This window comes from Cyanobacterium aponinum PCC 10605, assembly GCF_000317675.1.
Lineage (GTDB): Bacteria > Cyanobacteriota > Cyanobacteriia > Cyanobacteriales > Cyanobacteriaceae > PCC-10605.
This window is the reverse complement of the sequence record NC_019776.1, coordinates 1,102,497-1,126,354: the sequence shown is the minus strand read 5'-3', so window position 1 is coordinate 1,126,354 and position 23,858 is coordinate 1,102,497. Positions and strand designations below refer to the sequence as shown.

22 protein-coding genes and 1 tRNA gene are annotated in these 23,858 nt (G+C 34.5%); 4 read left to right on the top strand and 19 right to left on the bottom strand.

The features are described from left to right. Positions 1-42: 42 nt before the first annotated feature. From CYAN10605_RS04635 to CYAN10605_RS04620, 4 genes are all read right to left on the bottom strand, one after another. Complete coding sequence (locus CYAN10605_RS04635; RefSeq protein WP_015218786.1) at positions 43-1,230, bottom strand: hypothetical protein; 1,188 nt, start codon at positions 1,228-1,230, stop codon at positions 43-45. 309 nt (positions 1,231-1,539) lie between these two features. Beyond that, on the bottom strand, positions 1,540-2,010 hold the full coding sequence (locus tag CYAN10605_RS04630; protein WP_015218785.1) for an MEKHLA domain-containing protein: 471 nt from the start codon (positions 2,008-2,010) through the stop codon (positions 1,540-1,542). 346 nt (positions 2,011-2,356) lie between these two features. After that, a complete protein-coding gene (locus CYAN10605_RS04625) occupies positions 2,357-2,785 on the bottom strand; it encodes a VOC family protein (protein WP_015218784.1) in 429 nt (142 codons plus the stop codon). A gap of 14 nt (positions 2,786-2,799) precedes the next feature. Next, positions 2,800-4,203: a CAP domain-containing protein gene (locus CYAN10605_RS04620; RefSeq protein ID WP_015218783.1), complete on the bottom strand. Its 1,404-nt coding sequence runs from the start codon at positions 4,201-4,203 to the stop codon at positions 2,800-2,802. 96 nt (positions 4,204-4,299) lie between these two features. Between CYAN10605_RS04620 and CYAN10605_RS04615 the strand changes: the two genes are divergently transcribed. Beyond that, a tRNA-Ala gene (locus CYAN10605_RS04615) sits at positions 4,300-4,372 on the top strand. Positions 4,373-4,439: 67 nt separating this feature from the next. Here the strand turns inward: CYAN10605_RS04615 and CYAN10605_RS04610 are convergent. The 10 genes from CYAN10605_RS04610 to CYAN10605_RS04565 form a co-directional block, all read right to left on the bottom strand. Beyond that, entirely contained in the window at positions 4,440-5,660 is a 1,221-nt protein-coding gene (locus CYAN10605_RS04610; RefSeq protein ID WP_015218782.1) for an RNA-guided endonuclease InsQ/TnpB family protein, read from the bottom strand. Positions 5,661-5,806: 146 nt separating this feature from the next. Beyond that, positions 5,807-7,267 carry a GH3 family acyl-acid amido synthetase gene (locus tag CYAN10605_RS04605; RefSeq protein WP_015218781.1) on the bottom strand — a complete coding sequence of 487 codons (1,461 nt, stop codon included), beginning with the start codon at positions 7,265-7,267 and terminating at the stop codon, positions 5,807-5,809. Between the two features lie 7 nt (positions 7,268-7,274). Further along, positions 7,275-7,934 carry an acyltransferase gene (locus CYAN10605_RS04600; protein WP_015218780.1) on the bottom strand — a complete coding sequence of 220 codons (660 nt, stop codon included), beginning with the start codon at positions 7,932-7,934 and terminating at the stop codon, positions 7,275-7,277. Positions 7,935-8,118: 184 nt separating this feature from the next. After that, positions 8,119-8,862 carry a sterol desaturase family protein gene (locus CYAN10605_RS04595; RefSeq protein WP_015218779.1) on the bottom strand — a complete coding sequence of 248 codons (744 nt, stop codon included), beginning with the start codon at positions 8,860-8,862 and terminating at the stop codon, positions 8,119-8,121. A gap of 3 nt (positions 8,863-8,865) precedes the next feature. Next, positions 8,866-9,888: an aromatic ring-hydroxylating dioxygenase subunit alpha gene (locus CYAN10605_RS04590; protein ID WP_015218778.1), complete on the bottom strand. Its 1,023-nt coding sequence runs from the start codon at positions 9,886-9,888 to the stop codon at positions 8,866-8,868. Continuing rightward, on the bottom strand, positions 9,878-10,162 hold the full coding sequence (locus CYAN10605_RS04585; RefSeq protein WP_015218777.1) for a 2Fe-2S iron-sulfur cluster binding domain-containing protein: 285 nt from the start codon (positions 10,160-10,162) through the stop codon (positions 9,878-9,880). The genes CYAN10605_RS04590 and CYAN10605_RS04585 overlap by 11 nt, the downstream gene beginning before the upstream one ends. A 30-nt stretch (positions 10,163-10,192) precedes the next feature. Further along, a complete protein-coding gene (locus CYAN10605_RS04580) occupies positions 10,193-11,410 on the bottom strand; it encodes a hypothetical protein (protein ID WP_015218776.1) in 1,218 nt (405 codons plus the stop codon). Positions 11,411-11,577: 167 nt separating this feature from the next. Further along, on the bottom strand, positions 11,578-12,492 hold the full coding sequence (locus CYAN10605_RS04575; RefSeq protein WP_015218775.1) for a hypothetical protein: 915 nt from the start codon (positions 12,490-12,492) through the stop codon (positions 11,578-11,580). Positions 12,493-12,509: 17 nt separating this feature from the next. Next, positions 12,510-13,553 carry an aromatic ring-hydroxylating dioxygenase subunit alpha gene (locus tag CYAN10605_RS04570; protein ID WP_015218774.1) on the bottom strand — a complete coding sequence of 348 codons (1,044 nt, stop codon included), beginning with the start codon at positions 13,551-13,553 and terminating at the stop codon, positions 12,510-12,512. Beyond that, entirely contained in the window at positions 13,531-14,292 is a 762-nt protein-coding gene (locus CYAN10605_RS04565) for a hypothetical protein (RefSeq protein WP_015218773.1), read from the bottom strand. The genes CYAN10605_RS04570 and CYAN10605_RS04565 overlap by 23 nt, the downstream gene beginning before the upstream one ends. Positions 14,293-14,573: 281 nt before the next feature. Here CYAN10605_RS04565 and CYAN10605_RS04560 point away from each other — a divergent pair, with 281 nt between their 5' ends. Continuing rightward, positions 14,574-15,800: an RNA-guided endonuclease InsQ/TnpB family protein gene (locus CYAN10605_RS04560; protein ID WP_015218772.1), complete on the top strand. Its 1,227-nt coding sequence runs from the start codon at positions 14,574-14,576 to the stop codon at positions 15,798-15,800. Between the two features lie 208 nt (positions 15,801-16,008). Here the strand turns inward: CYAN10605_RS04560 and CYAN10605_RS04555 are convergent, their stop codons facing one another. Next, positions 16,009-16,281 carry a hypothetical protein gene (locus tag CYAN10605_RS04555; protein ID WP_015218771.1) on the bottom strand — a complete coding sequence of 91 codons (273 nt, stop codon included), beginning with the start codon at positions 16,279-16,281 and terminating at the stop codon, positions 16,009-16,011. Positions 16,282-16,615: 334 nt separating this feature from the next. On the opposite strand from CYAN10605_RS04555, the gene CYAN10605_RS04550 reads away from it, so the two are divergent. Both CYAN10605_RS04550 and CYAN10605_RS04545 read left to right on the top strand, forming a co-directional pair. Then, entirely contained in the window at positions 16,616-18,652 is a 2,037-nt protein-coding gene (locus CYAN10605_RS04550) for a GspE/PulE family protein (RefSeq protein ID WP_015218770.1), read from the top strand. 425 nt (positions 18,653-19,077) lie between these two features. Beyond that, positions 19,078-20,223 carry a PP2C family protein-serine/threonine phosphatase gene (locus CYAN10605_RS04545; RefSeq protein ID WP_015218769.1) on the top strand — a complete coding sequence of 382 codons (1,146 nt, stop codon included), beginning with the start codon at positions 19,078-19,080 and terminating at the stop codon, positions 20,221-20,223. Positions 20,224-20,603: 380 nt separating this feature from the next. Here the strand turns inward: CYAN10605_RS04545 and rsmD are convergent, their stop codons facing one another. The 4 genes from rsmD to CYAN10605_RS04525 all read right to left on the bottom strand — a co-directional run bounded on the left by rsmD (position 20,604) and on the right by CYAN10605_RS04525 (position 23,854). Beyond that, positions 20,604-21,152 carry a 16S rRNA (guanine(966)-N(2))-methyltransferase RsmD gene (gene rsmD, locus CYAN10605_RS04540; protein ID WP_015218768.1) on the bottom strand — a complete coding sequence of 183 codons (549 nt, stop codon included), beginning with the start codon at positions 21,150-21,152 and terminating at the stop codon, positions 20,604-20,606. Positions 21,153-21,174: 22 nt separating this feature from the next. Then, the gene (locus CYAN10605_RS04535; protein WP_015218767.1) at positions 21,175-21,783 is read right to left on the bottom strand and encodes a precorrin-8X methylmutase; all 609 of its coding nucleotides are present in this window, start codon (positions 21,781-21,783) and stop codon (positions 21,175-21,177) included. Positions 21,784-21,791: 8 nt separating this feature from the next. Beyond that, entirely contained in the window at positions 21,792-22,568 is a 777-nt protein-coding gene (locus CYAN10605_RS04530; protein WP_015218766.1) for a DUF1868 domain-containing protein, read from the bottom strand. Between the two features lie 779 nt (positions 22,569-23,347). Then, a complete protein-coding gene (locus CYAN10605_RS04525) occupies positions 23,348-23,854 on the bottom strand; it encodes a cupin domain-containing protein (protein ID WP_015218765.1) in 507 nt (168 codons plus the stop codon). Positions 23,855-23,858: the final 4 nt, after the last annotated feature.

Below are 23,858 nucleotides of genomic sequence, written 5' to 3'. Positions count from 1 at the left end.
CCGATTTATTTTTTTTGGATTGAGTTTTATCGGCTGATTTATCTATTTTTTGTAGAAGTGTTTAATACATTCTACTAAGGCGGTGGCGGCTTGGATGTTTTCTTCTACTTCTAAACCTTCAATATGGGCGTTGGCTACTTGCAATAAATGATGTTCTACCAATTTTAAATCTTTACCATACTGTTGAAAGAGTTTAATTAGCAAGTCATCGAGGTTACAGGTGCGAACAATTGACCAGTGTTGCTCATAGGGGTCAATTTGATAAACAGTATAGAATAAAACTATTTTAGCCCTGAGAGGATTAGTGTATTGCATTATGTCTTGTTTGAGATCAAAGAGACTATCAACTTTTAACCAGGGCAAAACTTGTCCTTCAGGGATGGCACTAGGTTCAACATCTGTACCTTGTTTGATGGATAAACTTTCTTCTTCTTTGGTGGGATTTGGGCTTTCTTCCACCGACTCGATCACAGAGTGGCGTTGCTCGATCGCAATTTGAGTTTCTTTGGAAATATCAGAAGACTGATTGGGTTTTTTGGCTCTAATCAATTTCGTATCTTCATCTTCATTCCCTTGCTCTCTTATCTCTGCAGGTTCATGTTTATAGAGATAAGTTAACTCTCCAATGATAGTATCTGCGATAAAAGAATAAAAATTCTGACGGTTGATACTCGCAACAATTTTATCAAGGGCTTTTCTTAGTCTTTTGGCATTGGGATACAACTCATGTAATTCTAAAACTAATTCCCTTAAATCATACATTTCAATAACGTTAATGTCATTTTCCCAATATTGCTTACAAGCGGCAAAGATTAACTTTTTAATTCGGGGGGATTCTTCATGATATTCTATATTCTCACAGATGCGATCGATTAACTCTGGTTCTAGCTCATTCCCTTGATATTCCGATGCGTTAGACACTGTTTGAGCATCTTCTGTATATAACTTTGACATTCTTTTATACACATACTGAGCAATTTTTACATAAACTCCTTTGCGATTAAGAGTATTAACCGCTTGATAAAGTAATGCCTTAAGGTCTTCTATGGTAGGATTACTCTCATATAATACTTCTAGCAACGATTCAAAAGAATAGTTATTGACGATTGAAAAATCTGACTCCCAGTATCTTTGACTTACATAAAAAACTAATTTTTTTGCCCTTTTTGCTTCTGGTAAACGACTTAAATCATCGGCAATACTCGCAATTATGTCTGACGATGCGATCATAGAACTTCGTCTGGGATAATTTATTTTAACACTTTGAAATTATAACTAATACCGTTAATCCTAGCACAGTATGCTTTGATTATAACTTCAGTTGTTCAATAATAATATCATTTCAGAAATTAAGAAGATGGGTTTCAGGTGGTAGGGGTTGAATATATTCAACCCTTAAGGTGTTGAGGAGATGAGAGTAGAGGGTGAGAGGGGGAAATGAGTAATGAGTTAGGAATTAGTTAGGAGCGAATGGCCATTCGCTCGTACAGGAGTTAGAAGTTATTAGTTACTATTTATTAATTATTCACTACCAACTATTTACTCTAATTTTTGCCAGTGAGAAAAAGTGGCGGCTTGACCACAATATTCACCGTTACTGTCAAATAAGTTCCAAAGGGTAATATCTTGTATTAAATATCTTTTGCCTGTACTAGAGACTCTTACGCCTCCATAGTTGGTGATATAGCCTTTTAAGTTGGCTTCTTTGAGTAGTGCTTCTCTTTCCTCTCTTGATATGGGTTCTGTGGTATTGCGAGAGGGAGTTTGTATTAATTGTTGCCAGTTCATTTCCCATAAATCTAGGGCTTGTTGATTTCCATAATTGTAAATGGGATCTGGTTTATTATTGTGGGATAAAACCACGAAATCAGCATTATATAAGTTTTTGGAGTCTGTTAATAAGTCCTCATTTCTTTCTATTAATTCTTTATTTAAAAGACTTTTATAACTATTTAAAAGTATTTGTGTCCAAGATATTATTTCTGGTTTTTCCCAAATTTGATTATCCATTATTTACATTTGTTTTTAGAAAAAAAGTTAATTTCAGTTAGTAATTAAAAATAAAAAAATGGCTCTATCACTTCTCGTCGTGTAAATTATTAGTTAGGGTAGGCAAGAGGCAAGAGGCAAGAGGCAAGAGAGGATTATTAAATAATAATTTATAAACTTTCAGTTTTTGTTTTACTATAAACACTATTCAATAAAGGTTATGGAAGTCCTGTTTCTCTTAATTTATCATAACCACACTCTGAAGAAGCAAAAAACTTATTTCTTACCCATTCCCCATTGACTACACCAAACCTGAACCCCTAATGAATAAGATATGATTGTGCTGAACTTAGGTTATTATATTATCTTATCGATCGCCGATAGTTAGAAAATCATTTGCTCCAAAAATAGCTTCATAATGACGATAAAATTTCATTTCCAAAATATTATAAAATGGGTCTTGTAAAAAAAAGGTTTTATGTTCTGTAATTTCACCCTTAAATCTGAGTTTTGGTTGTTGATATAATTGTAAATATTTTTCCTGACATCTATTTAGTAAATCACTCCAATGGGATTCTTCTGTAAAAATAATACCAAAATGACGGGGATAAATACTTGAGGGCGGTACTAAAGTTTCTTTGGTAGTATGTCCTACTAATTGATGTCCATAAAAGTTGAAAATAACAGCGTGTTGATTTTCTCTGCCAATATCACAACCTAAAATATCACCATAAAATTTTTTTGCGGTGTCAATATCATTGATGGGTATAGCTAGATGAAAAAGATATTTATTCATATTTTTTGATAGTTTTACATAACATTAAAAGCTGTTCCTTCTAGGATAAAATTAGAGTAGTCTTGCAATATGGTATTTTTTTCGGTTTCACCCACAAATAAGTAAGTACCTAAAAGGTCAGAGTTTTGAAAACGATAAATGGAATTACCTTGATTGCTACTAGGGGGAATAACATGAAAGGCAGTGCCTTCGAGAATAAAATTAGGATAGTTGTCTAATATATTATTTTTTTCTTCTTCCCCTACAAATAAATATGTCCCTGCAATGTTTTGATTCCGAAAGCGATAAATAGTTAGTAAATCTTCATCGGCGGTTTCACTCACATTAAAAGCCAACCCTTCTAATTGAAATTGAGGATAATTACGCCCGATATTTCTCACTTCTTCCTCTCCAGCATACAAATATGTTCCGGGGCGATCAAGGTTTTGCAGACGATATATAGGTGTGTCCATAAACATAGAAAGATCATCAGTACTTTGATTCGTTTCGCTTTCATTGCCTACGTTGTTTTCCTCTACGGGGTTTTCCGTTTCATTATTTTCGGTGGGGGAAGCAAGAATTCCCGTGGCTAAATTAGGATCGTCTGTGGCTAAATCGAGTTTAATATTTACATCACTAATGGTTACTTTACTCTTCACAATATCATCAGCAGGGTCTTGATCTAAGTTCCCAATAAAACTAATCTCATAAGTGCCAGAGGGTAAAAATAAAGAATAACCTCCAGTGGAAAAATTAACAGTCTCGATGCGATCGCCTGTATCTAAATTTTCTGCGAGAATACGAACATTAGCAATGCCCTCCCCAAGACTATAAAAGTTATCGTCAATTATCTCATCGGTGTAAATTACCCCCGTTAAAAAAGCACCATCCTTCTTACTGTAGGCAAAATTTTGGGTAGTCATCACCGCATTATAATCTCTACCATTAAGAGAAAAAATGCCTTCTAAAGAAGCAATGCCTACTTCTTGAAACTCATCTCTCATTAAACTGACACGATGACCTCGATTGGGATAATTTTCATCCACAAAAAGGTTGGTATAGTTATCAATTACAAACTCATTAAAATCTAAATCTCCGGTTGTCCCCTTCCATGCAATATTTTCTCCACTCCCCCAAGGGGCAGTAAATTCATATCCTGCTCTTGCCATACGTTGTTGCGAAGTAGTGTTATCTATACCCGTATGACTAAAAATATCATTAGCTAACATCCAACTACTATGATTATAAGCCGAGTCGATAAGATAATAATTAAACGCTAAGGGTTGTTTAGGAGCTAAGGTAATTAGACTATTCGGAGATACCCCCTCATTCAACTGTCCATTTAAGAGGCGATCGGCTTCTTGTTGAGGATTTGCCCTTGCTACATTGATTAACTCTAACATTAACTGATCAATAGCACTGGGTTCTCTGTTCTCCATTTTCGTGATAGCTTAAGTTATATTTTATTTTACATTTTAATATAAGTTGATTTTTCCTGAAATATTAATTACAATATTAGGGGTAAAAACCATTAAGGGGCTATAACTCAGTTGGTAGAGTGTCACAATGGCATTGTGAAAGTCAGCGGTTCGAATCCGCTTAGCTCCATTGAAAGCCTTAGCAGATTAAGTTTGATTTTTTAATCTGGATTGTGGTTTATCTTATATGTGAACTACTACCCGACCGCTATCGCTGAGTCGGGAGCTTCATCTTTCACAGGTTCGTGCCTCAAAACGGATTTACGTCCGCCTTTTGGTCTTACCGATCCTCCAGATGCAGAGACGGCTGTTCCATCCGTCTGTATTTTTCTGATGCCTTCTGCTCTAATATTTTTACTTGCGTTCTCATCCCTATCATGATGACTACCACAACTTGGACAAGTCCATTCTCTTATCTCTAATGGCATTTCAGACATTTGATAATGACAATGAGAGCAAGTTTTAGAGCTAGGAAACCATCTGTCTATCTCTACTAATAACCCACCTTTTTGCTTGAGTTTATAGTCTAGGAAATTGATCAATGTTCCCCAACCGACATCAGATATTGCTTTCGCTAAGTTGTGATTCCGAACCATACCCTTGATATTCAACTGCTCAATGACTACCACTTGATTGTTATTCACAATCTTTCTTGAGAGTTTGTGTAGGAAGTCTTGACGGGCATTGCTTATGCGTTCGTGAACTTTAGCAACTAGCTTACGAGCTTTTTCTCTATTCTTAGAGCCTTTTTGTTTACGGGCTAATTTTTGTTGTTTCCGAGCTAAGTTTTTTTCATGTTTTTTGATGTGTCTAGGGTTAGCGTACTTACTGGTTTTCCTGCCATCATGAACAATAGCAAAATCTTTGATTCCTAAGTCAATACCACAGACTTTTCCCGTAATTGTTACTTCAGGAAATGTTTGTTTGGTATCAAATAATATACTTGCATAGTATTTACCAGTAGGAGTTTTGCTTACTGTTACAGTCTTAATCTCACCTTCAAATATCCGATGAATAACTGCTTTTACTAAGCCCAGTTGGGGAATTTTGAGACATCCATCAACTATCGAGACATTTTGGGGATATTGGCAAGACTGTCTTCCTTGATATGACTTGTATCTGGGGTATTTGGCTCTACCTTCAAAGAAGTTTTTGAAAGCCTTAGTCAGATTAAGAGTTGTTGATTGCAGACATTGTGAGTAACAATCTCCTAACCAAGCCGTATCTTCCTCTTTTTTTAGCTTAGGGAGATACTTATTAAGGGCTACTTGCTTTAGTGTCTTACCTGTAGCTTTATAAGTGTCAACACACAAGTTTAGAGCGTAGTTATACCACCAACGACAACAACCCATAACCTGAGATAATTTCTTGGCTTGGGTTTTGTTGGGATAGATTCTGACTTTTATCGCTCTGTGCATTGAGGTTTATTGCTAACTTAGGTTGCCAATAAATTTATTATAAGTAATGATTTTGGTTTTGTGTCGAATCCTACGGATATTTTTTTTATCGAGGCACAATTCATCCGCTAATCCGCTATGCTGAGATTAGGGACTTCTTTTGCCATTTACGTTAAATTTAACGGTTTTGTGACTAGGATAGGATACTTTCCATCACCCAATCTCTTATTTCCTCGTAACCATTGAGAAACTTGTGGATTGATAATCACTTTTACCCTGTCAAGTTGTCCAAATTGTCGCGCTTTACGGTAGTGGAAATTCTCTTGTAAAGCAGTTTCTAATTTTCGGATAATTTCTTCTTCTTCTTCCTGTGCTTGTTCGAGTAAAAGACAGTAATGAGGAGGATTTCCCGAAACGGGTACTAAACAACAAAAACCCCATTTTAAAAAATTATTCAAACATTCTCTGACAAATTCAATATTTAATTTTTCTCCCACTAAATCACTAATCTGCTCACCCCTGCCGACAAAATTCAAACAGGGAGTATTAAGATGCCAATGGGAAACCTGAATGCGATCGCCTATTCGATAACGAGACAAGCCCCCCAACTGAGAAATCACTAACTCATAGGTTTTTCCCACTTCCAATTCTCTTAAATTACAAATCTCTCCTTCCGAAGTTAAAAATTCAAAAACAACCTGATTTAGTAAAGGTACAAATCCCTTAACGGGAATTAAAGGAATAGTCATCGGTGCTTCTGTTGCCAATAAACCTTTTCCCTGCAAAAAAACTTTAGGAAAATATTGTTTGAGAATTTCCGCCGAGTCTGCGGCATAGTTACAATCCCAACAGGAAATCAATTTTAATTCAGACCATAATTCAGACCAATTAATTTCACTTTCTCCTAGTAAGCTCAAACGTCTTGAACTTATCTTATTGACTAAACAAGATTGTAATTGTCGATTGTTTGTCTGAATAAAGTCTAATTGAGTGGTTAAAAAACTAGGACTCCAAAGAGAAAAAGTTTCTAAATCAGGGGCTTGAAGTAATGCACAAGCTAAACTCCAACGAAAATCCTCCACTGTGGAAAAATGCCCTTTTATTCGCAATAAAAACTTCCCTAATAACCATTTTAGTAAAGGATTAAGATACTTAGAATCATCAATTCCTTGCCCAGTTGTACCAATTTCAGGAGAAATGCAAAGATAGGTTTTACCACTGGAAAAAGCCGGACCATTACTAATTAAATCATAAGCCCAAATACAAAACATATTACTGAAACTAGCTAGGAGTGAAGTAGTATAAGGAATCCATTTTTTTGATCCTGTACTTCCGGAGGTACATTCCCAAAAATGTATTTTTTCTGGTGTTATAATCGCAGAATTTGGTTGTTGACGTTGTTGTGCAATCCAAGGTTTTAGAGAGTCATAATCTACAATAGGAATGTTTCCCCAATCTTCTAAATTTTTAAGTTTTAATTTAGAACCATAAGCGGTTTTATTTAATTTTTGAATAACTTTATTTTTGACTTTATTTTGTGCCTTTTGGAAATCTTGCAAATCTAGGTGAAATTTTTGATAAAAGGGGAAAAATACGGCACTTAAACCCTTGATAAAAAGTTGGGACATTTAGATTTTAATTTTCTTTTACTTGAGTAGAAAGAGAGTTATCATTTTCTGTTTTGTTAGCTTTTAATTTAACTCGGGGATAAAGTTTTTCTCCATAAGGTACAAATGCTTTGTCTTCAATCTCTACTCCGGGGGCTAGTCCCACATCTCCACTTATAAAAGCATAGTTTCCAACTTTTATTTTTTTTGTAAAAACTATCAAGTTATCTTTTTTTGGTTTAACATTGTGTGAACAAAATACGGTGTGATGACCAATAATAACCCCATCACCGACTTCAATCAAGGGGCGATCGAGAATAGACACAGTCGGAACCCAATAAACGTTTTTGCCTATTTTTGCTCCCCATAAGCGTAACCAAAGAGAAAATAATCCGGGTACTAAGTGTAAAATTTTTTCTAAGAAAGAGAAACTATTATAAATAATTTGAATTTGCTGAGTCCCCCACCAAGGATTATATTCTTTGCCTTTCAAATAGCTAATACCTTCAAGATTAGGATAAAAATATTGGTGAATACGATAAACTAATAAAGGAATAATATACAAACAAATAAATAGTGTAAATAAAGGCAGAAAACTTGGGTTAATTATTAACCAAAATAAATTACTGAAAACTAAAAGTAAAATAAGGGTTGGAAAAACATATAGTATTTTGCTAAGTATTGTCATGACCTGAGTTCGAGATAAATTTTTATAGAGTGATGACGAAAAGAGCAAAGGGTAAACCCCCCTTTATCCCCTCGATACGGGGGAGGGCAAAGGTAAATAGTGAATAGTTGATAATTACTTGTTACTCGTTACTCGTTACTCATTACTCCCCTAAACCTGATACCTGACATCTCTTTCCGAACTCTCAATCTTCTTTATTAAAGGGAGTAAAAGGAAAAAATAGCTTTTGAACTATATTGATATTTAAAGTAATTCCCATATTTTCATCGTGGTAGTTGGGTTTGATATAAGTGCCATGAAAAATATCCCAAAGTTTTAAGTTAGCGGCAAAATTTCCCAGTTTATCTCCACAGTGGTGATGGGCGTGATCTTGGGGTAAGATAAGCCATGGATTCAAGATTCGGTGAATTATATTATTTTCAGGCAAATTCCACGAACTATGTCGCCATAAATCTAACAAACAAGTCAACAAGAAGCCGAAGGCGTATCCCCGATAATCACTCAATAAATATAACATTAAACTATTTAGCCAGATATAAGGAAGGAACAAACTTGACCATAAAGTGTTACGAGAAGTCCCTAACATATCCATTTGAGTTACGCTGTGATGAACTGCATGAACAGAAAATAGTATTTCATGAAACAATAAGCGATGAGTCCAATAATAAATATAGTCAACAATAACAAAGCTAATAATAAAACCTAACCAAGGTTCAATGATTAGACATCCTTGGCTCTGTGGTAAGATTTTTTGATATAAATGTGTTGCTATTCCTATTTGAAGTAAGGGAATAATTGCTCCCTGAAAACATAAACCGATGCCATCTAAAAACCAGTCCTGTAGAGATTTTGTAATTAATAGCTTTCTTTGTTTGCTTTGTAATAGGGTAGTTGCAAAAAATAGCCAAAATATAATTATAGGAAACATCGGTTAAACCCAAAAGGTAACTTCAATGGTTTTATCTGGAAGGGTTCGGGGATCTTTCCCCTGTGCGATCGCCTTCCTAATTGATTCTACAAAAACATGAATGGTATCTGCTTGAGTGTGGGCGAATTTCTCGCCATATTTTTCGATTACTTCTTGCTGAATTTGCAAAATCTTTACATCTTGTCCAATAATTCGTTTCGCAGTGTACGAAACAAAAGGAGTTGCTAAATAAGACCAAATTCCATAGGAAAAAGTGGCATCGGTATAGACTAAGGTGGAGGTTTCCGTTTCAGGTACGGATTGACTTGTTATAAATAGGTGACGGCGAGGAGCAAATTGATATTCTACGGAAGTAATATTAGGCATAAAAAAGCGATCGCTGTGATAAATCTTATGGTGACTAGGGTTTAAAAACCGTGTCCACCAGCCCAAATTAGTATCCTCATTGTGATAGTTAGCGATCACAGTTCCTTGAGTGCGGGTGACAGTCATTTCTAATTTTTGTTGGTAGGATTTTCTAAAAATTCCCGGATGTACAGAAACTGTGTGGGGAATATCAATAAAATTTTCAGCACAATTAGTAACATTATTATTAAAACGGTGAACCACCCGTACATAATGCCAACCGGGTTGTTGATAGTATGGCATAGAAAAAGGGGAAAACTGTGGCTTGATTTCTTCTGTTAAGCAGACATAGATAAAACCATCCTGCTCACAGGTATGATATTGTTTAGCTTTTAAACTTGCCCTTGGTTTAAAATTTTCTCCTTCAGAGGGAATAGAAACAACTCCTCCACTTTCATCATAAACCCAACCATGATAAGGACATTGTAAATACCCTTGTTGGACTTTACCACAAGATAAACGACTATTGCGGTGAGTACAACGATCTTGTAAGGCAACTGGTTTACCATTCTTTGTTCTAAAAATTGCCAACCATTCCCCCAAAACTTGACGACTTAAAACTTGATTCGATTTTAATTGTTTACTTAGAGCGACTACATACCAAAAATCTTCAAACTTCATAAGTTTTAATGGTTATATCTTGAGTTAAATCCAGTTGACAAGCTAAACGGACTCTGGGGTTTTCAGGGGCTAAAATTTGTAATACTTCTTTTTCTTCTTCCTTTGGGGGAGGAATATTCCCGATAATTTCGACTAAACAAGTACCACATAAACCTGTACGACAACCAAATAAAATAGGGGAATTTTGGGCAGTTAAATGGTCTGCTAATGATTGGTGAGCAGGAAGTTCAAGGGGGGGAAACTCATTATTGGTGAAAGATATTTTACAAAGCATTGGGTTAATAAATAAAAGGGATTTAAGTTTTTATTGACGACTATTTTGTAGTTGGGTAAGCCTAAAAAATTTTGCTAGGGCTTGTTTTTGAGTTTTTAAATATTTCTCGATCGAGTTGGAAGCCATTATTTTCATTGTTTTATTTTGGGCAGAAATAAAGTCTAAAGGTTCTAAATATAATTGATAGGATGAAATTGCTTCGTCATGGGTTTGAAAACTTCTGTGTAAACCTTCTGTTTCTTTCGTAAAGCAATCCTTGAGCATGGCTTTGGCCTCTTCCATAGAAAATCCAAATAGAGGCGATCGCATTATTTTTAAAATCGCACCATAAAGAGCAGGCTCGTACCAAAAAATACCATTGATGGCAACGGAAACATGATAATGATCTTTTTGACAACCCCTAATACCTAAATTTGTTACATAGCGTTCAAAATATGTGGGGGGTTTTAGGCATTTACTAACATCATGAGACAAAATAGTAGAAGTGTTAAAGTGAAAACTCTCATCAAGAAAATGATGATAGGATATTTGAGCGGGGATAGGAGATTTTTCTTGGTTTGGATGTTGGAGATGAAAATTACTTAGCCGATGTTGAACTAATTTACCGTTTAAAGTGCGAATACCCCGAACAGTTAAATATTGACAGGCTAAAAAAGTATTTCCTGCGGAGAGTAAGCCGAAACAGTGTAATTGTAAACTTTTCCACCAATTTTTAAAACTATTGGTATCAGCAAAAATCATGGTTTCTCGAAAGGGCGATCGCATCGGAAAACTAAATATTCTTTCACCAAAAAGTTTGTTTTCAACTTCATCTATTACCCTACGAAAAGCACTAATGTGAGAGCGTTCTTGACGGGTTTCTAAGTCTAAAGTATCACAAATTAACCGAAAACCCTCTATAGAATAAAGGCCAGTTGCACTTGTTTGATTAAAAAAAATGGTAGCAATTTCGGCAGAAATAATTTGAGAATAATAAGCCACCCAATAAAGTTGATTTAAAATTATTTTTTGAGACTCACTAGCTTGTTCCCAAAAAGGTGTACCATAGAGCAAAGAAAATTCAGGAGGATTCCAGTAACAGTTTTTGCACTCTTCATAGTTAAAATTAGCCGCCAATTGATCTAAATCTGGACTATGATCTGTTTGTTTTGCCCTTTTATAATTTAACTGTAACTGGCGATAAGTTTTAGATTCTGGTGTCAAAGAAGGGCGATTTATTTCATTAGTGGAACACTGTAAAGATTTCATAACATCATCTTTTATTTTTTTAATTTTTCCAAAATTATCTAAGTAGATCCAATTAAATAAAAGAAAGTTCGTAGTTACCCCTTTAGGGGTTTCAAACGTTCTTGAAACAACGGAGGGCTTCTGCCCTTACTACTAGCTGAACCTATTTTACGTTTAATTAAGTGGGGCTACTTAATACATTGTGAGGGACTATAAGGATGAAAAGAACCTTGTTTTTCTAAAGATTCGATAATTGAATCAGGCACAGTTCCCACTAGAAGCGATCGCAATAAATCTAACTTTTTACTACTATGCTTTTCCGTTTCCAATTCAGTTAAAATTTCCACTTTATCATTTGCCGATAAATAACCTAAAACCCTTTCAATATTGATTAATAATCTCTGGGGTCCAACTTGTACTATATGCAGAAAATAAGTTAACGCAGAATAAATATTCCCTAAACTTTCCTGACAATAATCAGTAGAATTTTTAACAAGAGTCACTCCCAAAGCATGATGACGAGCTTCCGCATCCAAAAATCCCTGCAATACTTCCCCTAAGTGGGGATTCAAACAATACTTTGCCAAAGAGCGATAATGACCCATACCCCAGCCCTCTAAAACCACTTGAACCAAGACCATTAATAACAACTTATCATCTGATTCTATTGCTTTTGCCATATAACTTAAAAAAGTGTCCCCAGAAAAAACCGGTACTTCTTTTAAAAAAGGAGTAATAGTTGCTAAATGAGTAGCCTCGTCCGCAGAAAATAAGCTGTATAAAAGTCGTTCTTCGTGGGTTTGAGCCAGAATCACCATTTTCGCCATATAACCAACCCCCGCCTGTTCCACCCAATAAATTTCCTCTAGTAAATCCTTGTTGGCAAATTGAAGAATTTGTTGTTGCTGTTGAGGAGTTGCTGAGCAGAAATATTTAACCTGATTTAAGCCGAAATAATTGGCATCCCAAAATAAAGATTGAGGTTGACAAGAAGTACAGATATTAGCCCTTTTTAAAGCTGATGTAAGCAAACGTTGGGTTTTAGATTCTAAATCGACGTGATTTAATGTAAAACCGCTAATTTTGTTAGAAATTTCCGACATTTTATTCACTAATTAGACTAAGGATTATTTGTTAAATGAGAATCAATCCCCTCGGTAATCTGTTCCCAACTTCCCCACTGTAGAACCGTTTGATGTTCAACATGATCAATAAATTCCATAATAGAATGATCAGCCCAAACGGGGGTTTTTAAATTAAACTTAATAGTTTTAAATATTTGTGTATCACCCTTAGCAAAATATTCGCCCACTAAAATTGTGACCCAAAGTATAAGTTTATTAAATACTGCTCCAAAAAATCCTGAACGACGTTTTGTCATTGATACCATTGCACCTTCAGTTTTACCATTTTCTAACATTCGTAACGCAAACATAATATAAAAATGCAAAAAATCTGGTCCAAGAGTTACAGTTCCTACAGTGCCATACCAATAACACATACTATAAGTGCCTTGTTCCTTATAAAAAGGTTGAATTAAATTAATTAACCAAGAATCTTTGCCTCCTTTGGTAGTGTTGCTAAAGGTAATAACACTAGGATTAATAATTTCCGATTTAAACTTAATTTCTACGGGAAAATTATGTACTGTGTTAAAGTGGTGGGCATCAATGGCATTAATCATAACCACATTGGGATGACATTCTTTGACAAAGATTTTACTTATACAAGTAGAAACTTCTTCCTTTTCTAATTCAGGAGCAAAAGGAATCGGTAGCTTCACTTCATTTCCAGTCCATAACCAAATCAAACCATAAGCCTCTTGTACGGGCCAAGTATTGACTTTCAGAGGTAATGTTTTGACCAAGCAAGGAATTTCTACACAACTACCATCCGCACTAAATTTCCAATTATGAAAAAAACAGCGCAAACTTTCTCCTTCTACTTTACCTTCGGCTAGATGAGCTCCCATGTGTGGACAATAAGCATCCATGGCAACAACATTTCCCGTATAGGTACGATAAACGGCTAAATCTCGTCCTAACAAGGACACCGCTTTAACTTTATTTTTTGGTAAATCTTTCGAGGGTAAAAGCCAATACCAACCTTCGATAAAGCGTTCAGGATGATTAAATACTCGCTTATTTTTTGTTTGTTGTATCATCAGAATTTTGTTTATTAATGGAGAAAGGTATATGTATGGAATCAGAACTTCGCCAAATCCTTAATCCTGCTTTTGTTAAATGAGTTTCAGAGACTTCTGCTAAACAGACTAATTCATCTCCTTCATTATGGCTAGGGTTTTTTCTGAGAAAAAAAGCGATATGGGAATTTTTTAATCTTTCATCGGGGATTTCTTGCAAATGAGGTTTTAAAATTTGAGGTTGTGAAAAGCGAACAATTCCAGTGGATACATCGTAGTATTCACCAAATTTCTCTTGAGCTAAATTGTGCATAAACTCGGCAATTTCAGGGGGTGTATTTTGTGCATAACAAGGATAAAATGTTTTCCAGAAAATACTTAAAAAGCGATAAGTTCTAAACCCTGAAGAAATTAAAAGCCAATATAATTTTTCTTTTCTTTCTTGATGAATAGCTTTGACTGAAGCAACCCAAGCCTTTGCCAACGCTGGACTTGACCACATGGAGGGATCAGTAATTGTGTCTCCTGAATAAACTATTCTTACGGGTTTGTTGTGAAATTTTGCATCATAAAAATTTATTGTTGTAAATCCTTTTAAAACTAGATTTTCTTTTAATAAAATAACCCAGTCTTTACCACTTAAATCTTCTTCAAATTGTTGACGATTTACTCCTTCAAAATGAGTTTTAAATAAAGAAAACATCTCGTCTTTTTCTGAATGCAGTTCTTCCACCGGTAAAAGTATTTTCTCAATAGACATCTTTAATTTTGAACCGATAAATATTTATTTTGGTTGCATACTCAAAAAGTAGAGCAGTTTACTATATTTTTTTAATAAACTTTAAGAAAATTAAAATTTGCCAAGTTGTCAGAGATATTTTAGCTTAATTGGCGAGAAGCCTCACGCCTAATTTTCGACTAAAAAAATACATCAAATAGGCGTGGGATGAATCGCCCAACAAAAAAAATATCCGAAGGATTCCACATTTCCTCGAATTTGTGTTAACATAAATTATATCAAACCTCGTTTGCTCTAACTTAATGTTAAAAGTCATTAAAATCAGAATTTATCCAGATTCATCTCAAAAACTAGCACTGGCAAAAGCCTTTGGTAGTTGTAGATGGCTTTGGAATCATTTTTTGAATTTAATGAATGAGACTTATAAACAGACAGGTAAAGGTTTATCAGGTTACGATGTTAAGAAGTTAATCCCTGAGCTAAAAAAACAGGAGGAAACTTCTTGGTTGTCTGAAACTTACTCTCAGTGCTTACAACAGGTTTGTTTAAATCTTGGAGTAGCCTTTAATAATTTCTTTGAAAAAAGAGCAAAGTATCCTAATTTTAAAAGCAAACATGGTAAGCAGTCTTTACAATACCCTAGTAATGTCAGTATTAAAGGCGACTGTCTTAATGTTCCTAAAATTGGTTTGGTTTATGCAAAAATTCACCGTCCTATTGATGGAAAAATTAAAACCGTAACTATTACCAAGAATTGTTGTAATCAATATTATGCCTCTGTCTTGGTTGATGATGGTAAAGATAAACCAAAAGTAAGCTCTGAAGGTAAAGCTATAGGAATTGATTTGGGATTAAATCATTTTGCTATTACCAGTGATGGGAGTAAGTTTGATAACCCAAAAATATTAAAAAAACATGAAGTTAACTTAAAGAGAAAACAGCAACAATTATCCCGTAAACAAAAAGGGTCAAATAATCGAAATAAAGCAAGATTAAAAGTTGCTAAAGTACATAAAAAAATTACTAATTGCCGTGAGGATTTTCTACACAAACTATCTCGTAGGATAGTAAACGAAAACCAAGTTATAGTGCTAGAAGACCTCAATGTTAAAGGTATGATAAAAAATCATTGCCTAGCCAAAGCTATTCAACAGGTAGGTTGGGGGCAATTTTGTACCATGCTTAAATATAAAGCGGAACAAGAAGGAAAAACATATATGGAAGTAGATAGATTTTTCCCCAGTTCTAAAACTTGTCATGTATGCCTTAAGAGAGTAGATAGTTTGCCTTTGGACATAAGACATTGGGAATGTCCAAAATGTAAGACAAAGCATGACAGGGATATAAATGCGGCAATTAACATCCGAGATGAAGGACTACGAATATTAAAGACGGGGCTTACAAGGAGCGGAAATAAATTCCGCACACAGCCCCTCACCTCTGGAACGGGGGATAAAGCCTATTGCCCAGATGTAAGACGTGGTAGAGGAGGACGTAAGAAATCTACTACACCGCTATCTGTTGGGTAGGAAGCCCACACCGTAATCTTCGATTCGGTGTTGGGTAGTTCACAGATATTAAAGACCAAATCAAACAAGTTAGAAATTGCATTGACCCAATGTGAAAATGCAAAAATGTCAGATTTTGTTTTTGTTAATGATAAATATTAAAAAATCACTGGTTCTTCGTTAAAATGGGAACTAAATAGAATTTATTTAAAATATTGAGAGCGGTAAATTAGCTAATTGGTGGTGTTAGGAATTTAACAGTTAAGGTGATGACAGCTAGGAGTAATCCACTAATAACAGTAATGAAGATACCCCTGTTGGTAAATTCAAGGTTATCAATTCTTTTATTGGTATCATCCAACCTTTTTCCTAATCCGTTAACATCGCTTTTAATGGTAGCTACATCCACTTTTATATCGTTTAAATCTTTAGATATGCTCTCGAATTTAGAGGTAATTAAATCCTTTAACTCTTTTAAGTCATTATCCGTTAATGCACTCATGTTAAAATCCTCAATAGATAAAAGAACTGAGAGGATAGAAGTATTCGCCTTACCCTTATTCCTTGCTTTTATTTTACACTTGTCAACTAGCCTTATCCTGACAGATTCTATAAACTACATTAAAACTTAATTCCTTGCCTTGTTTAGTGGGAATACTTTGGGCATTGAGACAATCAACTATTTTCTGGTAGCTTTTCCCAGAATATATGATGTATTTTAACAATCTTTGTAACTAAAAATTTTTATCTTATCCACTGAAGACAAAAACATCATTTACAATATTGATATTATTGCTAACAATTTAGAGCTATAACTTAATATTCTCCTGATCACCATGACTCAAACTCCTATTTCTTCTGCTTCTAAAGAAAAACTAAAAACAGCCTTAGTCAGTCCAGATTATTTCAATCCCTTTGGAAATAAACTAATTCAAGCAGGTTACATTGATAAGGAAGATTTAAAAAGGGCGTTGGTACAAGTGAGAAATACTAAACAGCCTTTAGTAAAAATCTTAGAAAATATCACCCACAAGGCTTTGTCTCCTGAGTTAGTGCGACAGTACAAACAACATCAACTTTTTGAATTAAAAATTCTTTATGGGGTTGATTGTGTTGACCCAGAGTCAGAAGAAATAGCAGCGGATCAAATGACTGATTTAATCGAGTCTATTATGGGAGTTCAGGTTTGTCGTCGTCATAAACTTTTACCCTTGCGTCGCATTGAGGGTGAACCGCCTGTAATTGTTGTTGCTATGGTTAATCCTGATGATTTACAGGCGTTGGATGATGTCAAAAAAATATTACGAGCAAAAGGCCTTGACTTACAAAGAATTGTTATTACTGAAGAAGATTTTGATAAGTTAATTAACAGGTTTTATGAAGAAGATAAGCAAAGACAAAAAAGAGAAGAAGAGTTAAAAGAAAAGCAAAAATTAGATCAGTTAGGGGATGTTAGTGATATTGTTGATGATTTGGATCATGATTTAGATGAAGCTGAAGACGAAAATCCAGATGGTGATTTGACTTCTAATGATGCTAATCAAGCCCCTATTATCAAGTTGGTTAATAAAATTCTCATCAAGGCTTTACAAGAAGGAGCATCAGATATTCATGTTGAACCCCAAGAAACCAGAATGAGGGTGCGTTTGCGCAAAGATGGGGTTTTAAGGGAATATTTTACTCTTCCTAAACATATTACAACTGCGGTGGTAGCTCGTTTCAAAATCATGGCTGAGTTGGATATTGCAGAACGCCGTTTACCTCAAGATGGGAAAATTCGTCGGGTGTTTCAGGGAAGAAATGTGGATTTTCGAGTTAACTGTTTGCCTAGTCGTTACGGTGAAAAGGTCTGTTTAAGGATATTAGATAATTCGGCTACTCAATTAGGTTTAGACTTTTTAATCTCGGACGAGGAAACATTGGCAAAAGTTAGAGATATTGCCAGTCGTCCTTTTGGTTTAATTTTGGTTACAGGTCCTACAGGTTCGGGTAAGTCCACAACTCTCTATTCTATCCTAGCGGAGAGAAATGATCCGGGAGTGAACATAAGTACGGCGGAAGACCCTATTGAGTATGCTTTAGAAGGAATCACTCAGGTGCAAGTAATCCGAGAAAAAGGTATGGATTTCGCTTCAATTCTTCGGGCTTTTCTCAGACAAGACCCTGATATTATTCTGGTGGGGGAAACACGGGACGCTGAAACCGCAAAAACTGCGATCGAAGCCGCTTTGACTGGACACTTGGTTTTAACCACTCTACATACTAATGATGCGGCAGGTGCGATCGCACGTTTGGACGAAATGGGGGTTGAACCCTTTATGATTTCTGGTGCATTGTTAGGGGTTTTGGCACAAAGATTAATGCGAAGAGTTTGTAGTGAGTGTAAAATTGCTTATGTTCCTACTAAAGAAGAATTAGCCCGTTTTGGTTTATCCGTATCTGGAGAAGAATCTGTTACCTTTTATAAAGCGAATACTTTGTCAGGAGAAGCCCTACAACAAGCCCAAGCGAATGGCACGGTTTGCCAAAAATGTGGTGGCGGTGGTTATAAAGGGCGTGTGGGTGTTTATGAGTTTATGGTTATGAGTGAAGAGTTGCAAAAACTCATTAACCGAGGAGCAACCACTGACATGATTAAAGAAAAGGCTGTTGAAGAAGGAATGGTAACGATTTTAGCCTATAGTTTAAATCTAGTTCGTCAAGGTCATACAACCTTAGAAGAAGTTGAAAGGGTAACATTTACTGATTCTGGTTTGGAAGCAGAATTGAAGGCTAAACGAAAATCATCTTTAACCTGTAGTGGCTGTGGAGCAGAATTACAACAGGAATGGTTAGATTGTCCTTATTGTATGACTCCTCGTTTCAGTGAGTAGATTTTACAGAGCAATAAAATTAGGTTGCAGGTTGCAGGTGTCAAGGTTTTGGAGAGATGAGGGGAGATAGGGAAATCGAGTATTATTGGGGTATTAGGGGATTAGGGTGTTAGGGGGAAACCAGAGAACACTCGAGCGCTCGTTCCGCAAAGCGGTACGGAGTTAGTTAGGGCCCGTACAGGAGTTAGGAGTTATTAATTATCAAATATTTACCATTGCCCTTTTAACTTTGTCTCTTGCCTCTCTCTTGCCTATTATCCCTTGCCCATCCTAACCAGATATTCTTATATCGAACTGAGGTGATTTTAAATAATCATGCTATAATTCGTTAACTTTAAGAATTAGTGGGACTTTTTGTGTTTAAATTTATGGTCTAATTGTTCTTAAATTAAAAATAAAAATATGTTTATCTTTCCCTAGAAAAAATGCCTCAAATTTTAGTTATTGATGATGATCCAACGATACAAATTTTGTTAAAAAGAGCTTTTTCTTCTAGTGGTTATAGTGTTCAAATAGCTGGAGATGGACAAAAAGGGATTGAATTAGCCGAAAAAATAAAACCTGCTTTAATTATTTGTGATTGGTTAATGCCTAAATTATCAGGTTTAGAAGTATGTCAATTTGTCAAAAAAAATCCCCTATTAAATACTACTTTTTTTGTCTTGATGACTTCTCGTGTTTCCGTGGAAGATAGAATTCAAGGATTAGATGTAGGGGCTGATGATTTTATTTGTAAGCCAATAGATTTACAAGAGTTAAAAGCAAGGGTAAGAGCTGGTTTAAGATTACATCAATTAAGTAAAGATTTAGAAATTCAAAAACAACTTTTAGAAACAGAATTGAATGAAGCCGCCGAATATGTTTCTTCTTTATTACCAGATTTTTTAGATGATAAAAATATCCTAATTAATTATATGTTTATTCCTTCTTTGCATTTAGGAGGAGATATTTTCGATTACTTTTTTTTAGATGATCAACATTTAGTTTTTTATTTATTAGATATTTCAGGACATGGATTAAAAGCGGCATTACCTTCTATTTCTATTCTAAATTTACTGCGTTCTCGTCGCTTAGGAATATTAAATTATTATTCTCCTTGTGAGGTTTTATATCACCTCAATAATAATTTTCAAATGACAGAAAAAAATGATAAATATTTTACTATTTGGTATGGGGTTTTAAATGTTAAAACTGGTAACTTAACGTATTGTAGTGCAGGTCATCCTCCTTGTGTTTTATTGTTAGAAAATAATCGAGAAAAAATGAACCAAATCTGTCTAAAAACTCTTGGTTTGCCTATCGGAATGTTTCCTAATATTGCTTACCAAAATGCTTCGATTAATGTTGGTTCTTCGGCAAATTTGTACTTGTTTAGTGATGGTATTTATGAAGTAAAAAATGACCAAGGAGATATATTAGGGTTAGATAATTTTGTTGAATTGTTATGTCAATTTAATAATGAGTTAAATCCTATTTTGAATTTTTTAAAAACTTATCACAACTCATCTAATTTTTCAGATGATTTATCTATTATTCATTTGAAATATTCTCAACAAGTTTTACCTAGTTAATCTTAATTCGGCTTAAGAATATTGAATAAGTGTAGGTAGGCTAAGACGTATTTAACTTATATTTTTTTGTTCTTCTACAGTGGTTATGATGAATTAAGAGAAACAGGACTTCCATAACCTTTATTAAATAGTGTTTATAGTAAAATAAAAACTAAAAGTTTATAAATTATTATTTAATAATCCCCTATTGCCTATTGCCTCTTGCCTCTTGCCTTTCAGCCTACCCTAACTAATAATTTACATACTCAAACTGATAGAGCCTATTTTTTTTAATTCTTGTTTTAATTCTTGAAAATAACAACTTCAAGGCTTACCTATTGTAAGGGTGGACTTTCCCTATTCCCTTTCTTAACCAAACAACTTAAATGTAAACTAGCTTATCAAACATCTGGTGGCAGGTTTGAATAAAAATTAAGGGCAGTATTTCCATATATTTTTGTCTGCAATAAATCAAGGTTTTGTTTTTGTTTAATGATTGATTTTTTAGGGTCATATTCTACTGCTATTTGTCCATTTTTTGCTAATAATTCGTATTCTAAGATTAAATCTAAAACAGTATTATATATATCTAATTCGTAGGGAGGATCGAAGTAAATACAATCAAATTTTTTTCCTTGTAAATTTTTTAGTCTTTTTAAAACATCGCCCCTTAAAACTCTAAAATTTTGCTCATTATTAGCTACTTTTTGCCAGTTTTCTCGGATAATTTGACAAGCAGAAGAAGATTTTTCGATTCCAACAACTTCTTTTACTCCTCGACATAGAGCTTCCGCCCCCATTGTACCATTTCCTGCACACAAGTCTAGCCAAGTTGCATCTAAGATGCGATCGCACCAAATATTAAATAATGCCTCTCTCACTTTTGCGGTGGTAGGGCGAGTATCCTTTCCTGACAAGGTTTTTATTTCTCTGTTACCATAAATACGCATCTTTATATCTATCAAATATTCCTTAATCCTTGTAACTCATAACTAACAAAGCGTTAATGATAGCGGCGGCTACGGTAGAGCCTCCTTTATTACCCTTGATTTGTATTTGAGGAATGCCTAACCGAGATAGATATTCCTTTGATTCTAAAACATTTACAAATCCCACTGGCACGCCAATAACAATCGAAGGTTGAATTTTTTGTTGCTCAATCTTTTTACATAAAGCTATTAAGGCAGTTGGAGCATTCCCAATTACATAAATAGCATTGGGATAATCAAGGCAACATTTCAATAAACCCGTCTCCGTGAGAGTATGACCAGATTTGGGGATTTTAGCTTGTTTTACGGCTACAATAACTTGATTTTGGTAAGTTTTCCCCACCATATTTTTAATACCTTCTTTTACCATACTCACATCGGTGACAATGGGAGTTTTATTTTGTAAGGCGAGTATGGCGGTATCAATGGCGTTGTTACTACAATAAAATAAATTTAGGTAGTCAAAATCAGCGGTGGTATGAATAATACGGCGGACGATATTATACTCCCTTGCAGACAAATCATGATTGCCAATTATGTTATCAATAATAGCAAAACTTTTTTCAATAATAGGATTACTTAATTCTGTCAAAATAATCTTTAGTTACCTACTTTTATACTAGCCCAATTTTGTTCTCTAATAAAATTAGTCATATCAGTAAATTTTCTTAATTCCCACTGGCTTAATTCAAAAGTAGGAAGATTTTTTGATACTAATTGCTCGTTTGTTTTTACGATTACTAATTCTACTTGTTCTCGGTCAATATTATCTTCTACTTTATCAAAGTAACCAAGGGTAATATGTCCTACAAAATCATATTGTTGTTCGATTCCTAGTTTAATAATTTGCTCGTTTTGATAAATCAATTGTCTCAGTTTGATGATAGGATTATAACTATCTTCCGTTGGTGCTAAACAAACTGCGATCGCACGTGGAAATACTGATAAGCCTAAAACTTCTAATTCTAAGGTGTCAATTTCGGGATTTAATTGAGCATATTCCTTAAAAATTTTATCAATTTCTGATATTAATAAATTATCAAAATCTGGATTTTCTTTCACCGCATTAGTATAGCTAGTATCCCAAATTAAATCTGCTATAGTTAAATGGAAACTTTGTGGCGGTACAGGTAAAAATAAATTTTCTGGTAATTCCTGTGTAATTTGAGTTTGAATTTCTTGTAAATAACTATAAAATTTTTTGTTATTAGTTTCTTCCTTCTCAGGAGGAGTAATAACGCTAAAACCGGGAAAATCTATGGCTTTACCATCGACAAACTTTGGTGATGATTGAATGTTTTTAACTTGTTGCTTGTAGTTGCTAGGGAGAGTCATTTGCACAACTCTGTTAATATAATCTTGATAATTGCCATCCATAATTTTTATATTTCTCTTATCGAAAAATTAACAATCTTATTTTTATTGAAATATTTTATATAAATTATATTATAAAATTAGTTGGTTTTTTCTGTCAATAAATTGATATATAAATCAGGTTTGAACAAGTTAAAAAAGTCACTAATAAAAATAATAATCAACTATTTAAAAATGAATCAAAGATATTTTGTAGCTTTTAAATAAACAGAAATTCAAACTTATAATTAATAATTCATTTGGGTTCTTCTACAATGGTTATGATAAATTAAAGGCAAGAGGCAAACCCTGCTTTAGCCCCAGGGTTTTTTCATTCTCAAAAATGTCAATTTTTGAAACTAACAAATAACCTCAGTTCGGTTTAAGAATATCTGATAAGGTTAGGTGTCAGGTGTCAGGTTGCAGGTTGCAGGTGGTAGGGGTTTTTAGCAAGGGGCTTAAGCCCCTTGTTTAAGTCAGTTCGGATTAAGGCAATTTTATCGTTATTTCTAAGAAGCTATAAGGTTTTTTGACTACGAGTTGGGATGCTTTCAGCTTATCCAAAACTCAGGTTAACAAATAGTAACAGATACAGGAGTTTTTAAGTATTAATTAATCAATTTTTAAGAAAAAACGCTCCCCTCTACTGTGGGAGAGGGATTGGGGGTGAGGGCAAGATAATTTTGCCCTGACTTTGAAAAAACCCTGCTTTAAAAGGAGAGATAAAGAGGGGTTTCCCAAATCGGCTACTCTAAATTGATAATTTAGACAACAAGAGGCAAGAGAGCCAATATTTTCATAACTTAGTCATAGGTAAACCTTTCAATAATTGTTTGATGTTGGGGAAAAATTTTAAGTAAGTCTTCTTTTTTGCCAAGGGTAAAATCATTAAAATCAAAACCCGGAGCAACAGTGCAACCAATTAGACTATATGAATTAGGTTGACTCACCGCCGCCGCAAACCAACTATTTTGAGGAATTACTAATTGCAAAACTTCATTTTCTTCGGGATTATTTCCCAGTTTTATTAGTTGATAGTCTCCTTGTGAGTTGATAATATGAACATCTAAACTTGAGCCAGAATAAAAGTGAAAAATCTCATCACTCTTGAGAAGATGAAAAGCTGAAAACTCGTCATTAAGGAGAAGATAATAAATTGCAGTACTAGCATTTCTTGCACCGTTATATTTAGCCAAAAAATTGTCATTATTAACCATATCTAAACAACGATAATTTTCTCGATAGTATCCTCCTTCTGGGTGTTTTTGAAGGTCTAGTTTGTCGATCCAATATTGAGCATTTTTGGTCATAATA

What these genes read in the sequence shown, in the direction of transcription:
- CYAN10605_RS04600 (WP_015218780.1), bottom strand. Translation starts at nt 7,934, where the DNA reads ATGACAATACTTAGCAAAATACTATATGTTTTTCCAACCCTTATTTTA.
- CYAN10605_RS04530 (WP_015218766.1), bottom strand. Translation starts at nt 22,568, where the DNA reads ATGGATGGCAATTATCAAGATTATATTAACAGAGTTGTGCAAATGACT.
- CYAN10605_RS04605 (WP_015218781.1), bottom strand. Translation starts at nt 7,267, where the DNA reads ATGTCCCAACTTTTTATCAAGGGTTTAAGTGCCGTATTTTTCCCCTTT.
- CYAN10605_RS04635 (WP_015218786.1), bottom strand. Translation starts at nt 1,230, where the DNA reads ATGATCGCATCGTCAGACATAATTGCGAGTATTGCCGATGATTTAAGT.
- CYAN10605_RS04555 (WP_015218771.1), bottom strand. Translation starts at nt 16,281, where the DNA reads ATGAGTGCATTAACGGATAATGACTTAAAAGAGTTAAAGGATTTAATT.
- CYAN10605_RS04575 (WP_015218775.1), bottom strand. Translation starts at nt 12,492, where the DNA reads ATGTCGGAAATTTCTAACAAAATTAGCGGTTTTACATTAAATCACGTC.
- CYAN10605_RS04630 (WP_015218785.1), bottom strand. Translation starts at nt 2,010, where the DNA reads ATGGATAATCAAATTTGGGAAAAACCAGAAATAATATCTTGGACACAA.
- CYAN10605_RS04625 (WP_015218784.1), bottom strand. Translation starts at nt 2,785, where the DNA reads ATGAATAAATATCTTTTTCATCTAGCTATACCCATCAATGATATTGAC.
- CYAN10605_RS04580 (WP_015218776.1), bottom strand. Translation starts at nt 11,410, where the DNA reads ATGAAATCTTTACAGTGTTCCACTAATGAAATAAATCGCCCTTCTTTG.
- CYAN10605_RS04585 (WP_015218777.1), bottom strand. Translation starts at nt 10,162, where the DNA reads ATGCTTTGTAAAATATCTTTCACCAATAATGAGTTTCCCCCCCTTGAA.
- CYAN10605_RS04590 (WP_015218778.1), bottom strand. Translation starts at nt 9,888, where the DNA reads ATGAAGTTTGAAGATTTTTGGTATGTAGTCGCTCTAAGTAAACAATTA.
- CYAN10605_RS04620 (WP_015218783.1), bottom strand. Translation starts at nt 4,203, where the DNA reads ATGGAGAACAGAGAACCCAGTGCTATTGATCAGTTAATGTTAGAGTTA.
- CYAN10605_RS04545 (WP_015218769.1), top strand. Translation starts at nt 19,078, where the DNA reads ATGCCTCAAATTTTAGTTATTGATGATGATCCAACGATACAAATTTTG.
- CYAN10605_RS04610 (WP_015218782.1), bottom strand. Translation starts at nt 5,660, where the DNA reads ATGCACAGAGCGATAAAAGTCAGAATCTATCCCAACAAAACCCAAGCC.
- CYAN10605_RS04560 (WP_015218772.1), top strand. Translation starts at nt 14,574, where the DNA reads ATGTTAAAAGTCATTAAAATCAGAATTTATCCAGATTCATCTCAAAAA.
- CYAN10605_RS04565 (WP_015218773.1), bottom strand. Translation starts at nt 14,292, where the DNA reads ATGTCTATTGAGAAAATACTTTTACCGGTGGAAGAACTGCATTCAGAA.
- rsmD (WP_015218768.1), bottom strand. Translation starts at nt 21,152, where the DNA reads ATGCGTATTTATGGTAACAGAGAAATAAAAACCTTGTCAGGAAAGGAT.
- CYAN10605_RS04595 (WP_015218779.1), bottom strand. Translation starts at nt 8,862, where the DNA reads ATGTTTCCTATAATTATATTTTGGCTATTTTTTGCAACTACCCTATTA.
- CYAN10605_RS04525 (WP_015218765.1), bottom strand. Translation starts at nt 23,854, where the DNA reads ATGACCAAAAATGCTCAATATTGGATCGACAAACTAGACCTTCAAAAA.
- CYAN10605_RS04570 (WP_015218774.1), bottom strand. Translation starts at nt 13,553, where the DNA reads ATGATACAACAAACAAAAAATAAGCGAGTATTTAATCATCCTGAACGC.
- CYAN10605_RS04550 (WP_015218770.1), top strand. Translation starts at nt 16,616, where the DNA reads ATGACTCAAACTCCTATTTCTTCTGCTTCTAAAGAAAAACTAAAAACA.